Origin of the sequence: Mesorhizobium cantuariense, from assembly GCF_042647205.1 — a bacterium.
GTDB classification, from domain to species: domain Bacteria; phylum Pseudomonadota; class Alphaproteobacteria; order Rhizobiales; family Rhizobiaceae; genus Mesorhizobium; species Mesorhizobium cantuariense.
Map to the genome: position 1 here is coordinate 2013412 of NZ_JBHRVD010000001.1, position 12306 is coordinate 2025717.

The window sequence follows — 12306 nt, forward strand, 5'->3', positions numbered from 1 at the left end:
TCGCACGCGTTATACCAAGACGGGAGTGATTGTCGTGGGTGTCGTTCTCAACATCGAAAACGGGAAGCGGGAGCCCGCCTCCATCAAGGATCTGATCGATCTGACGGCGGCCGATATGGGGCGCGTCAATGAATTGATCCTGTCCAAGGCCGGCTCCGACGTCGAGATGATCCCCGAAATTGCCAACCATCTGATCTCGTCCGGCGGCAAACGGCTGCGGCCAATGCTGACGCTCGCTGCCGCGCAGATGTTCGGCTATGCCGGCGAGGGCCACGTCAAGCTCGCAACAGCAGTCGAATTCATGCATACGGCGACACTTTTGCACGACGACGTCGTCGATGAAAGCGGCATGCGCCGCGGCAAGAAGACCGCCCGCATGATCTGGGGCAACCAGGCGAGCGTTCTGGTCGGCGACTTCCTGCTCGGCCAGGCCTTCCGCATGATGGTCGATGTCGGCTCGCTGGAGGCGCTCGACATTCTGTCGAGTGCTGCCTCGATCATCGCCGAGGGCGAGGTGATGCAGCTTGCCGCCGCCAAGAATCTCGAAACCACCGAGGACGAGCACTTCGCCGTCATCAAGGCCAAGACCGCGGCGCTGTTTTCGGCCGCCGCCGAAGTCGGCCCCGTCATTGCCCAGGCGACCCGCAACGACCGTGCCGCACTGCGCTCCTATGGCATGAACCTCGGCCTTGCCTTCCAGCTGATCGATGACGCGCTGGACTATGGCGGCACCAGCAAGGATCTGGGCAAGAATGTCGGCGACGATTTCCGCGAGGGCAAGGTGACCTTGCCGGTCATCCTCGCCTATCGGCGCGGCACCAAGGCCGAGCGCACCTTCTGGAAGCGTGCCATCGAGGACAATGTCACCGATGACGCCGGCCTGGAAAAGGCGACCGGGCTGATGACCCGCCACGGCGCCATTGCCGACACGATCGGGCGCGCCCGCCATTTCGGCGAGATCGCCCGTGACGCGCTGGCACCGCTGGAAGCGACGCCGCAGAAATCGGCGCTGATCGACGTCATCGATTTCTGCATCAGCCGGGTGAACTGAGCGGCGTCACCCGGTTGCTGCCCGCTACTTCCCCTTTCCCGGCAAAGCGATTGCGGCAAGCAGGCTGACGACGATGCCCGCCGCCGCCAGCCAGAAGGCGATCTGTATGCCGTCGGCGATCGCGGCCTTCAGTGCATTGCCTGCCAATCCGCCCACATGGCTGTTGGCGATCGCGATCAACGCCGCCATGCCGATCGCGTTTCCGATATTGAGCGTCGTGCAGGCCATCCCCGAGGCAACGCCCTGTTCGTCGTGAGCCACGCCCGACGCGGCCGCGATCCACATGGCGGTCCAGACGATGCCCTGTCCGACACCGGAGATGATCAGCCCTGGAACGAGAGCCAGATAGCTGCTGTCGGCTGATGCTCCAAGGACCATCAGTGCTGTGCCGGCCGCCCCTATGACCATGCCGCCGACCAGGGTCGAGCGGGTCGAAAAGCGCGTCGCCAGGCGTTCACCGAACTGCGTGCCGGCGGCGATGGCGATCGACGGCACCAGGAACGCAAGGCCGGTTTCCAGCGCGGTAAAGCCATGCACGGTCTGCAACAGGACGGTGAGGAAATAGGGCAGGGCCCCGAACGTTCCCATGAACAGAAAGGTGATCGTCATGCCGGCGACGAGGCTGCGATTGCGGAACAGCCGCAGCGGCATCAGCGGGTCGGCGCTCTTTGCCTCAATCAGCGCGAAGGCGATGATGAAGATCGCTGCCAGCGCGGCGCTGGCAATGATCGCTGGCGAACCCCAGCCATATTCAGGTCCCTGGACCAGCGTGAAGACCAGCAACGTGGCGCCTGCGGTGACGGTCAGCGCGCCCGGCAGATCGAAGTTGCGGCGCTCGTGCCGCTTGGGATCGCGCGGAATGATGGCAAAGGCGGCGATGATGGCGATGCCAGCCAGCAGCACATTGACGTAGAAGACCGACGACCAGCCGAAGGCGCCTGTCAGGAATCCGCCGGCCAACGAGCCAAGGGTGAGGCCGCTAGCGCCGGCACCGCCCCACACCGCCAGCGCCCGGTTGCGTTCCGGTCCTTCGGCAAACAGGCGGTTGATCAGCGAGAGCGTCGCCGGGAACAGGAAAGCGCCGCCGATGCCTTGCACAGCGCGGGCGGCGATGATGATTTCCGGCGACCAGGCGAGGCCGCCGACCAGCGACGAAAGCGCATAGAGCCAGAGCGCGAAGATGAAAATGCGGCGCTGACCGATAAGGTCGGCGGCGCGGCCGCCGAACAGCAGAAAACCGCCGGTAAATACGGTGTAGGCGCTCACCACCCATTGCAAGGTCTGGCCGGAAAAGCCGAGCCCAGCCCCGATTTCGGGCAGCGCCACGAAGACGATGTTGATGTCGAGAGCGATGATAAGCTGGGCGAAGGCGAGCAATGCCAACATGGCGCCGCGCTTCGCGCCAACCCCTCCCTGTGTCGCCGTGGCGCCGAACGGCAGCCCTTGATCGAGTGAACTCATGCCAGTCTCCTTTTGATTCTTTATCGATCGACAAAGAATTGAATTTGCAATCTTGAGTCAAGCGGATTATTTGTTGATCGATAAAGAAATGGAGGCTGCGATGGCGGGACGGCCAAGGGAGTTCGACAGAGCCCAGGCTCTGCAGAAAGCGCGCGATGCCTTCTGGACGCGCGGCTACGAGGGCACCTCGATGGCCGACCTCGTGTCCATGCTTGGCCTGGCCTCGGCGCGCATCTATGCCGCCTTTGGCTCGAAGGAGGATCTGTTTCGCGAGGCCGTTGTTCTCTACGAAACCAGCGAAGGAAGCTTCGCCACCAGTGCGCTTGCCGAGGAGCCGACCGCAAAGCGGTTTGTCGAGCGGCTGCTGCGCGATGCGATCGAAATCTACACAAGGCCGGATCTGCCAAAGGGCTGCATGGTTGTCTCGGCCGCCACCAACTGCGCCACCGAAAATGACGGCGTGCTGCACTGGCTGGCCGAGCGCCGACTGGCGCGCAATGTTTTGATTGTGGAGCGCTTGAAAAAGGGTGTTCGCGACGGCGACCTCAAGCCGGATACTGATCCGGAAGCGCTTGGCGACTACTACACCACGCTGTTGTTTGGCCTCTCCGTGCAGGCGCGCGACGGGGTGCCGAAGAAGCGGCTGCATGATCTGATCACCGTGGCGATGCCTGCGCTCGACGGTTTCGTCTTGCAACCTTGAGTCTTGCGGCTGGCGCCTTCGCGATTTCGAGTACGCGCGATTTCGGGTGCGATTGGCTCGACAAGCCGCCCCGCCGCAAATTATCTATAAAACATGGCAAAGGGCACAGACGACACCATCGCGGTGCGCATCAGCAAGGTGCTGGCGGATCGCATCATCTCCGGCGCGATCGAGCCGGGGGCCAGGCTTCGGCAGGATCATATCGCCGAGGAATTCCACACCAGCCATGTTCCCGTGCGCGAGGCCTTCCGCCGTCTCGAGGCGCAAGGGCTGGCTATCGGCGAGCCGCGCCGTGGCGTGCGTGTGGCGTCTTTTGATCTGGGCGAGGTCAAGGAAGTCGCCGAAATGCGGGCAGCACTCGAAGTGCTGGCGCTGCGCCACGCCGCGCCACACCTGACATCAGCCATTCTCGATCTCGCAGAGGAGGCGACCAAGGCCGGCGACAAGTCCCGCGATGTCAGGTCTTGGGAGGAAGCCAATCGCGCCTTTCACCGCTTGATCCTGGCGCCATGCGGCATGCCGCGCCTGCTCGCCACCATCGATGATCTGCATGCGGCAAGTGCTCGTTTCCTATTCGCGGCATGGCGCTCGGAGTGGGAGATCCGCACCGATCAGGATCACCGCGCGATACTCACCGCCTTGCGGCAGGGGAACACCGAATCGGCGGCCGTGACACTGGGGCGGCATGTCCAGTGGATTGGCCGCAAGCCGGTCAGGACGGCCTCCGGGACGACGCGCGAAGCCTTTGCCATCGTGGGTTAAACGACTTCTGCAAAAGCCAAGGCTTGCTATCCCGCAGGAATTGTGGATTCGATAATAGATCGAAAACAGAAATTATCTATAATTCGCAATCGATCGAAGGAATCCCGATGACAGACGTCGCATTCTCATCCAGCAAGCCGTCGTTCAGCCCGCTTCGGCTTCAGGATCGCTCTCTCGCCTGGCAGGTTGGAGCCGTCGTGCTTGGCACGCTGTTCCTGGCGCTGTCGTCCTACATCGAAGTGCCGATGGTGCCGGTTCCGGTGACCATGCAGACCTTCGCCGTGACATTGATCGGCGCGCTCTATGGTTGGCGGCTTGGCGCCATCACCATTGCCGCCTGGCTGGTCGAGGGCGCTGTAGGCTTTCCGGTTCTGTCCGGAGGGGCGGCGGGTGCGTCGCATTTCGTCGGGCCGACGGGTGGCTATCTCTTTGCCTTCCCGCTTGTCGGCGCCCTGGTCGGCTGGCTGGCCGAACGCGGCTGGAACGGCAACAGAGTGGTGCTGGCCTTTGTCGCCATGCTGCTCGGCAACCTGGCCTGCCTGGTTCTCGGCACCATGTGGCTGGCCGCCATGATCGGCGCCGAACAGGCCGTTACCTTTGGGTTCCTTCCTTTTCTCCTCGGCGGACTGCTCAAATCGGCACTCGGTGCCGCGACCCTCATGGCCCTTCCCGGCGGCAAGGCGAAGCCGGCCAATCCGTGACGATCAGGCCGTGACGATCAGGCTGCGCGCCCATCACCTCCTTTGCCTGCTCACCTATGTGGGCAAGGGATACAGTCCCGCCTTCACCGCCAATTATGACGGGATCGCGGAGCGGCTGAGCCGGGGCGAGGACGTCCTCCTCGTTTCCGGCCCCGACGATGTCTGCGCTCCCTTGCTCGACGAGCCGGAACCGCATTGTCTCAACGAGAGCGTCGTCGAGCGGGACCGGCTCGCGGCGCAGGATTTGGAGGAATTGCTGGCGCGGCCGATCCGCGTCGGCGCCCGCCTCGATCTCGATGCGGCGATGCTGGCCCGGATGCGGCAGGCGTTTTCGACCGACCGCGTGCGCAAGGGTTGCGGCGGCTGTGAGTGGAACGGGCTGTGCAGCACGATCGCAGCCGGCGGATATAGCGACACGCTGGTGCAGCGGTCTGCTGCTCCAGGTGAGCGCTGATATTGGCGCCGAGCCTCAGCGGTCTAATCTGTGATATATTCGGCCCCGCACAGGGCCATGGCCGAAATTCAAGATCGGGAAACTGGTGCCTGTCGCCATGGTTTGTTAATCGGGTGCCCGGATTGTGAATTCGAGGCGGATTGAAGCGCGACCCCAAAAAGGCCATGCTTTATCGGGATGATCGAGTCTACGTCGATCCCGCTGACGCGGAGATGGCGCCTGGCTGAAAGGAATACGATGCGGCAAGGACGTGCACGCTGGCTGACAAGGCTGGCAATTGTGACAGGCATGGCGATCTCGGCTTTGCCGGCCTATGCCAAGCAAACCAGCGAACCGGTCAAGATCACGTCGTTCTCGGGCGCCTATCTGGCCGCCCGGATCGCCGAAGGCGACAACGACCTCGATAGCGCCATCGCCTACTACAAGCAGGCACTGGCCTTCGACCCGAGCGACACCGGCCTGCAGCAGAGCCTGATGCTGTCGCTGATCGCGCAAGGTCGCTTCGACGAATCCCTGGTCTATGCCGACAAGCTCAAGGAAGTTCCAGATGTCGAGCGCTTCTCGCGCCTGGCACTCGCCGTTGATTCCTTCCACAAGAAGGATTTCACCAAGGCGCAGTACTGGCTCAAGCTGTCGCTGGAATCCGATCTCGACCGGCTGATCTCCGGGGTGATGTCCGGCTGGGCGCAGCAGGGCGCCGGCGAGCCTGCCGATGCGATGGCGTCCATCGACAAGCTGCAGGGTCCGGATTGGTTCGGCCTGTTCAAGTCGTTCCATCGCGCACTGATCGCCGATGCATCCGGTATGCCCGAGAAGGCCGAAGCGATCTACGCGGCGACCATGCAGGACACCGCCGCCGGCGGCGCGGCTCCCGAAACCTGGATGCGCAACGCGCAGGCCTACGCCTCGTTCCTGGCCCGCAAGGGCGACAAGACCAAGGCGCTGTCGGTGCTCGACCAGGCCGAGGCGTTTTCACCCGGAAAGCTGGAAATCGTCGCCTTGCGCGACAGGATCGCCAAGGGCGACAAGATTGCGCCCTTCGCTGCTGGCCCGTCGGACGGTGCTTCCGAGATTTTGCTCGACCTTGCCACCGCGCTCAACCGTGGCGGCGGCGAGCCGTTCGTCCGCCTCTATCTGCAATATGCGCTGGCCCTGAAGCCTGACAGCGATGCCGCCCTCGTGCAGCTCGCTGCCGTGTCCGAGCAGCTGAAGGACGGCGAGGGCGCCATCGCGCTCTATCGCCGGATCCCCGCCGGTTCGCCGCTAAAGGAGCTTTCGGATCTGCAGCTCGGCCTCAACCTCGCCGATCTCGACCGTCACCAAGAAGCGATCACCCATCTGAAGGCCTTCGTCGACGCCCATCCCGAAGACATGCGCGCCTATCTGGCGCTTGGCGGCGTCTATTCCTCGAAGGATGATTTTCGCTCGGCGGCCAATCTCTACGACAAGGCAGTCGACGCGCTGAAGACGCCGACCGCGGCCAACTGGAACATCTTCTACCAGCGCGGCATCGCCTATGAGCGGCTGAAGGATTGGCCCAAGGCCGAGCCGAACTTCCGCAAGGCGCTGGAACTGTTCCCGGACCAGCCGCAGGTGCTGAACTATCTCGGCTATTCCTGGGTCGACATGAACACCAACCTTAAGGAAGGCCTGGCGATGATCCAGAAGGCCGTCGATCTCAGGCCGAGCGACGGTTACATCGTCGATTCGCTGGGTTGGGCCTATTTCCGCCTCGGCAGGTTCGATGATGCTGTGCGCGAAATGGAACGCGCCGTGTCGCTGAAGCCGGAAGATCCGGTTCTCAACGACCATCTCGGCGATGCCTACTGGCGCGTCGGCCGCAAGCTGGAAGCCACCTTCCAGTGGAACCAGGCCCGCGACCTGAAGCCGGATCCCGATGTGCTGGCCACCTTGCAGCAGAAGCTGATGAAGGGCCTGCCGCCGATCGAATCCAATACGGCGCAGGAAACCCCGAAGGTCAAGCCAGAGCTGGTGCCCGCCCCGAAGGGGTGAAGTCGACTATTTTGAATACGAACGGGGCTCTTTTCGGAGCCCCGTTTTCGTTTGGGCCACATGCGCTCGTCCAGACGCCCGCCGATTTGCGGAGACGCCTCAGAACAGCTTCCGATAGACGACGAACCCGGAGTGCTCGGCGACCTTGTCATAGAGCTTCATCGCCGTTTGATTGGTCTCGTGCGTCAGCCAGTACACCCGGCCCGAGCCGGCGGCCTGGGCACGCTCATAGACGCTCTCGATCAGCGCCCGGCCGATGCCTTTGCCGCGCGAGGCCTGCGTGGTGAAAAGGTCCTGCAGATAGCAATTCGGTGCGATCGCCGTGGTGCTGCGATGAAAGAGGTAGTGCACGAGGCCGAGAAGCTGTCCCTCGCTTTCGGCGACCAGCGCATGCACCGGCTCATAGACATCGAAAAAGCGCGACCACGTCATCGCGGTGATCTCGCTCGCCAGGGCCGTTTCGCCCGAGCGGCCGTAGAATGCGTTGTAGCCGTCCCACAGCGGCAGCCACTGGTCGAAATCCTGTCGCGCAATGGGGCGGATGACGATCGGGCTGGGCATGGCTGAACCTGTTGTCATTGACATGGACGTCGCATCGAACAGACCTCAGGCTCTCGTGGCCGGCAATGGGCCAGTCCCTCGCAATGCATTCAACATCGTCCCGCACGTTCCCGGCGATCCGCACCGGCGCGCCTTGCTTGACGCTTCGCCGCCGTGTCTCTAGGACGTGCCGGCAAGCTAGCCTGTGCTGTCGAGGCCCCCGTGACAATTGAAATCCCGACAATTGAAATCCCCGCCCATATGCATCCCAGCCGCTCGTTCCAGGGGCTGATCCTGACCTTGCACAACTACTGGGCGGCCTATGGCTGCGTCATCCTGCAGCCCTACGACATGGAGGTCGGCGCCGGCACGTTTCATCCGGCAACGACGCTGCGCGCGCTTGGGCCAAAACGCTGGAACGCCGCCTATGTCCAGCCCTCGCGCCGCCCCAAGGATGGGCGCTATGGCGAGAACCCGAATCGGCTGCAGCATTATTACCAGTATCAGGTGATCCTGAAGCCGAACCCGCCCAACCTGCAGGAGCTCTATCTCGGCTCGCTGGCGGCGATCGGCGTCGATCCGCTGCTGCACGACATCCGCTTCGTCGAGGACGATTGGGAAAGCCCGACGCTGGGCGCCTGGGGCCTCGGTTGGGAATGCTGGTGTGACGGCATGGAAGTGTCGCAGTTCACCTATTTCCAGCAGGTCTGCGGCATCGAATGCGCGCCGGTGGCCGGCGAACTGACCTACGGGCTTGAACGGCTGGCCATGTATGTGCAGGGCGTCGACAATGTCTACGACCTCAACTTCAACGGTCGCGAAGGCGCCGACAAGGTCACCTATGGCGATGTCTTCCTGCAGGCTGAGCAGGAATATTCGCGCCACAATTTCGAATACGCCAACACGGCGATGCTGCTGCGCCACTTCGAGGACGCCGAGGCCGAGTGCAAGGCGCTGCTCGACGCCGGCGCGCCGGCGTCCAACGACAATCTGCCGATGCACCGCATGGTTTTCCCGGCCTATGATCAGTGCATCAAGGCCAGCCATGTCTTCAATCTGCTCGATGCGCGTGGTGTGATTTCGGTCACCGAACGGCAGAGCTACATCCTGCGGGTGCGCAATCTGGCGAAGGCCTGCGGCGAGGCATTTTTGAAGACGCAGGCGGGTGGCTTGGCGGCCTGAGCTTCAGGCACGCTCCATCATCTCGAAGGAAGCGTGGATCGGCAGCACGGTCTGACTGCTGGCACCGTCGATCGTGCGCAATGCCTGCCGAACGCCCGGCATCGAGAAGGCGCCATGAGCCTGCGCGGTGAAGCAGGCGCTGAGCGCGAGGATCTGCAGAAGTCTGGATGCCGTTTTCATGGTCGTTGAGCCAAATGTTCCCTGCCTGAGCGTAGGTCGCTTCAGCGCTGCGTTCGGTTCATGGAAATCTTTGATCCAAGGACGGGTGGCATGGTCTCGTCCCGACAGGGCGGCCAAAATTTCTGGAAATCAGCCGAAGTCGGCGATCGCCGCGCGGAAAGGGTGACAGCGGCCAGCCGAGTTGCTATGCCCCGCCCGGACCATTTTGCCGCGTGAGCCCCATCTATGCCTGACCTGCTTTTAGAACTCCGCTCGGAAGAGATTCCCGCCCGCATGCAGCGCAAGGCGGCTGGCGATCTCAGGAAGATGCTGACCGACGGTCTGGTCGAGGCGGGGCTGACCTATGAGGCGGCGCGCGAGTACTGGACGCCACGCCGGCTGACGCTCGATATCAGAGGCCTGACCGCGCGCTCGAAGGATATCCGTGAGGAAATCAAGGGGCCTTCGACATCAGCGCCCGATCAGGCGGTCCAGGGTTTCCTGCGCAAGGCCGGGCTTTCTTCGGTCGCCGAGGCGCATGTCCATTCCGATCCGAAGAACGGCGACTTCTATGTCGCCCACATTGCGAAGCCGGGCAGGGCGGCGGAAGAGATCATCGCCGAACTGGTGCCGGGCATCATCCGCAGTTTCCCGTGGCCGAAATCGATGCGCTGGGGGCCGGCCTCGGCCAAGCCCGGTTCGTTGCGCTGGGTCCGCCCGCTGCAATCGATCCTGTGCACCTTCGGCCCCGAGACCGAGGAGCCGGTGGTGGTCGATTTCGAGATGGACGGCATCCGCGCCGGCAACGTCACCTACGGCCACCGCTTCCATGCGCCTGATGCCATCACGGTGCGCCGCTTCGACGACTATGTTTCCAAGCTGGAAGCGGCGAAGGTCGTGCTCGATGCCGACCGGCGCAAGGAGATCATCCTTGCCGACGCCCGCAATCTCGCTTTCGCCAACGGGCTCGACCTAGTCGAGGATGACGGGCTGCTGGAAGAGGTGTCCGGGCTGGTCGAATGGCCGGTCGTGCTGATGGGCGAGTTCGAAGAGGCTTTCCTGGCCATTCCGGCCGAGGTGATCCGGCTGACCATCCGCGCCAACCAGAAGTGCTTTGTGACGACACGCCTGATCTCCCCCCTAGAGGGGGAGATGTCGGCGAAGCCGACAGAGGGGGGCGGCTCGCGTGAAGCGCTGGCGCCATCTGTGCCGAGCCCGGTCGGACTGACCCCCTCTGGCCTGCCGGCCATCTCCCCCTCAAGGGGGGAGATCAGCCAACTTTCCAATCGCTTCATCCTCACCGCCAACATCGAGGCGAAGGACGGTGGCAAGGAGATCGCCCACGGCAACGGTAAGGTTGTGCGCGCCCGCCTGTCCGACGCGCTCTATTTCTGGACGACCGACCAGGGCGACCTGCCTGATCTCGACCAGCTAGAGGCATCGGCGGAAAAGTTCGGGCTCGATCTGGGCAAGCCACTCGACCAGCGCATGGCCCGCCTCGACCATCTCGGCGTCACCTTCCACGCCAAGCTTGGCACGCAGGGCGAGCGGGTGGAGCGGATTGCGCGGCTTGCCGAAGAGTTGGCGCCGATCGTCGGCGCCGATCCCGCATTGGCGCGTCGCGCTGCCGTGTTGGCTAAGGCCGACCTCACCACCGAAGTGGTTGGAGAGTTCCCGGAACTGCAGGGCGCCATGGGCCGAAAATATGCGTTGTTGCAAGGCGAGCATGCGAGTGTCGCTGCAGCGGCGGAAGAACACTACAAGCCGCAAGGCCCGTCCGACTATGTGCCGAGCGATCCGGTTTCGGTCACTGTCGCGCTCGCCGACAAGCTGGATACACTCGTTGGCTTCTGGGCCATCGATGAAAAGCCGACGGGTTCGAAGGATCCGTACGCACTGCGTCGCGCAGCGCTGGGAGTGGTTAGGATTTTGATCGAGAATGGAGTGAGTTTGGGCCTTTTTTCGGCGGTGATGAATGCCTATCGCCCGATTGGCCTCTATCTCGATCTAAACAGCTCAAAAGAGCTTGACTACAATCTCAGACTTTCAACGGCGCTAGCCGATGCTCTGTCTCATTTAGCTGACGAGGAAGAACTCTATACCCAATTCGAAATCGGTTGGGACAGGCACTTTGTGTACAGGGCAGTTGAGGTAGTTGCCGCAGAAGATGCGTCGGACCTCCTCGGGTTCTTTCACGACCGCCTGAAGGTCTATCTGCGAGATCAAGGTGCGCGACACGATTTGATCGATGCTGTGCTGGCGGCAGGTTCGCGCCCAATCTCCCCCCTTGTGGGGGAGATGTCGGCGAAGCCGACAGAGGGGGGCGCTGTCCCGCCGACCTCTCAGCGCGAAGCGCCCCCCTCTGGCCTGCCGGCCATCTCCCCCACAAGGGGGGAGATCGGCCAATCGCCGAATGACGACCTGCTGCAGATCGTCCGCCGCGTTGAGGCGTTGGGCTCTTTCCTCGACACAGAGGACGGCAAAAACCTGCTCGCCGGCACCAAGCGTGCGGCCAACATCCTGGCCGCCGAGGAGAAGAAGAAAACGGCGGTCGCCGAGACCGTTGAACCGGCGCTGTTTCGCGAGGATACCGAGAAGTCGTTGTTCGCGGCGGTGAATCAGGCTGAGAAGCAAGCCGGCGAAGCGATTCAAAACGATGACTTTTCCGGCGCCCTGCTGGCGCTTAGCGTGTTGCGTGAACCGGTTGATTCATTCTTTGAGCATGTCCTCGTAAATGATGAGGACCTGTCCGTGCGCGCCAACCGCCTGGCGCTGCTCGCCCGCATCCGCGCGGCCACCGGTCAGGTCGCGGATTTCTCCAAGATCGCAGGTTAAGGCGAAGAAAATATTCTTTGCCGCCGGCCGTTCGAGCCGGCTTACAGTCATATGACGATGATCTCTCCGTGGCAAAAGGGACATGTTCCCCATCCCCACGGAGGCTTCCATGAATTCCGATCACGAAATCGAAGTGACAGAAGAAACCCCGGCTCCCGCCGAGGCGCTTGAATCCGCTTCCGAAACCATCCTCGATCATGCCGCCGCCGCCGCGGTCGAAGCCGCTGACCTGTCGGATGACGACGAAGACGGCGACGATGAAGAAGGCGAAGAGTCCGCCGAAGCTGCCACGCTCTCGGACGACGAAGATGAAGAAGACGAAGATGAGGACGAAGACGACGCCGAGGACAGCGTGAAGGCTGAAGGCGACGACGAAAAGTCCGAAGAAGAAGCTGAAGACGGCGAGTCCGAAGAGGACGACGACAAGGAAGAAGCCGCCTGATTT

General features: G+C 62.8%; 12 protein-coding genes. 9 read left to right on the forward strand and 3 right to left on the reverse strand.

Translation table 11 applies throughout. The features are described 5' to 3' along the window. Window positions 1-34 precede the first annotated feature (34 nt). Window positions 35-1051: a polyprenyl synthetase family protein gene (locus ACFOJ9_RS09265; protein WP_378978596.1), complete on the forward strand. Its 1017-nt coding sequence runs from the start codon at window positions 35-37 to the stop codon at window positions 1049-1051. Window positions 1052-1075: 24 nt separating this feature from the next. Here the strand turns inward: ACFOJ9_RS09265 and ACFOJ9_RS09270 are convergent, their stop codons facing one another. Further along, a complete protein-coding gene (locus tag ACFOJ9_RS09270) occupies window positions 1076-2512 on the reverse strand; it encodes an MFS transporter (RefSeq protein WP_378978597.1) in 1437 nt (478 codons plus the stop codon). Between the two features lie 100 nt (window positions 2513-2612). Between ACFOJ9_RS09270 and ACFOJ9_RS09275 the strand changes: the two genes are divergently transcribed. From ACFOJ9_RS09275 to ACFOJ9_RS09295, 5 genes are all read left to right on the forward strand, one after another. After that, window positions 2613-3215 carry a TetR/AcrR family transcriptional regulator gene (locus ACFOJ9_RS09275; RefSeq protein ID WP_378978598.1) on the forward strand — a complete coding sequence of 201 codons (603 nt, stop codon included), beginning with the start codon at window positions 2613-2615 and terminating at the stop codon, window positions 3213-3215. 93 nt (window positions 3216-3308) lie between these two features. After that, the gene (locus tag ACFOJ9_RS09280) at window positions 3309-3977 is read left to right on the forward strand and encodes a GntR family transcriptional regulator (protein ID WP_378978599.1); all 669 of its coding nucleotides are present in this window, start codon (window positions 3309-3311) and stop codon (window positions 3975-3977) included. Between the two features lie 107 nt (window positions 3978-4084). Continuing rightward, window positions 4085-4678: a biotin transporter BioY gene (locus ACFOJ9_RS09285; protein WP_378978600.1), complete on the forward strand. Its 594-nt coding sequence runs from the start codon at window positions 4085-4087 to the stop codon at window positions 4676-4678. 10 nt (window positions 4679-4688) lie between these two features. Continuing rightward, on the forward strand, window positions 4689-5132 hold the full coding sequence (locus tag ACFOJ9_RS09290) for a DUF1284 domain-containing protein (protein ID WP_378978601.1): 444 nt from the start codon (window positions 4689-4691) through the stop codon (window positions 5130-5132). Between the two features lie 237 nt (window positions 5133-5369). Further along, entirely contained in the window at window positions 5370-7145 is a 1776-nt protein-coding gene (locus ACFOJ9_RS09295; RefSeq protein ID WP_378978602.1) for a tetratricopeptide repeat protein, read from the forward strand. 99 nt (window positions 7146-7244) lie between these two features. Here the strand turns inward: ACFOJ9_RS09295 and ACFOJ9_RS09300 are convergent, their stop codons facing one another. Then, entirely contained in the window at window positions 7245-7706 is a 462-nt protein-coding gene (locus ACFOJ9_RS09300) for a GNAT family N-acetyltransferase (RefSeq protein WP_378987676.1), read from the reverse strand. Window positions 7707-7946: 240 nt separating this feature from the next. On the opposite strand from ACFOJ9_RS09300, the gene ACFOJ9_RS09305 reads away from it, so the two are divergent. Then, window positions 7947-8867: a glycine--tRNA ligase subunit alpha gene (locus ACFOJ9_RS09305; RefSeq protein ID WP_056581147.1), complete on the forward strand. Its 921-nt coding sequence runs from the start codon at window positions 7947-7949 to the stop codon at window positions 8865-8867. 3 nt (window positions 8868-8870) lie between these two features. On the opposite strand, the gene ACFOJ9_RS09310 is transcribed toward ACFOJ9_RS09305, so the two are convergent. Beyond that, window positions 8871-9047, reverse strand: coding sequence for a hypothetical protein (locus ACFOJ9_RS09310; protein WP_378978603.1), 177 nt, complete (start codon window positions 9045-9047; stop codon window positions 8871-8873). Window positions 9048-9272: 225 nt separating this feature from the next. Between ACFOJ9_RS09310 and ACFOJ9_RS09315 the strand changes: the two genes are divergently transcribed. Both ACFOJ9_RS09315 and ACFOJ9_RS09320 read left to right on the forward strand, forming a co-directional pair. After that, a complete protein-coding gene (locus ACFOJ9_RS09315; protein ID WP_378978604.1) occupies window positions 9273-11861 on the forward strand; it encodes a glycine--tRNA ligase subunit beta in 2589 nt (862 codons plus the stop codon). A gap of 109 nt (window positions 11862-11970) precedes the next feature. Further along, entirely contained in the window at window positions 11971-12303 is a 333-nt protein-coding gene (locus ACFOJ9_RS09320; protein WP_378978605.1) for an ATPase, read from the forward strand. Window positions 12304-12306 lie beyond the last annotated feature (3 nt).

Excerpts from the sequence above, each read along its gene's own strand:
- ACFOJ9_RS09270 (WP_378978597.1), bottom strand. The coding sequence starts at position 2,512 with ATGAGTTCACTCGATCAAGGGCTGCCGTTCGGCGCCACGGCGACACAG.
- ACFOJ9_RS09310 (WP_378978603.1), bottom strand. The coding sequence starts at position 9,047 with ATGAAAACGGCATCCAGACTTCTGCAGATCCTCGCGCTCAGCGCCTGC.
- ACFOJ9_RS09315 (WP_378978604.1), top strand. The coding sequence starts at position 9,273 with ATGCCTGACCTGCTTTTAGAACTCCGCTCGGAAGAGATTCCCGCCCGC.
- ACFOJ9_RS09295 (WP_378978602.1), top strand. The coding sequence starts at position 5,370 with ATGCGGCAAGGACGTGCACGCTGGCTGACAAGGCTGGCAATTGTGACA.
- ACFOJ9_RS09320 (WP_378978605.1), top strand. The coding sequence starts at position 11,971 with ATGAATTCCGATCACGAAATCGAAGTGACAGAAGAAACCCCGGCTCCC.
- ACFOJ9_RS09305 (WP_056581147.1), top strand. The coding sequence starts at position 7,947 with ATGCATCCCAGCCGCTCGTTCCAGGGGCTGATCCTGACCTTGCACAAC.
- ACFOJ9_RS09300 (WP_378987676.1), bottom strand. The coding sequence starts at position 7,706 with ATGCCCAGCCCGATCGTCATCCGCCCCATTGCGCGACAGGATTTCGAC.
- ACFOJ9_RS09280 (WP_378978599.1), top strand. The coding sequence starts at position 3,309 with ATGGCAAAGGGCACAGACGACACCATCGCGGTGCGCATCAGCAAGGTG.
- ACFOJ9_RS09285 (WP_378978600.1), top strand. The coding sequence starts at position 4,085 with ATGACAGACGTCGCATTCTCATCCAGCAAGCCGTCGTTCAGCCCGCTT.
- ACFOJ9_RS09275 (WP_378978598.1), top strand. The coding sequence starts at position 2,613 with ATGGCGGGACGGCCAAGGGAGTTCGACAGAGCCCAGGCTCTGCAGAAA.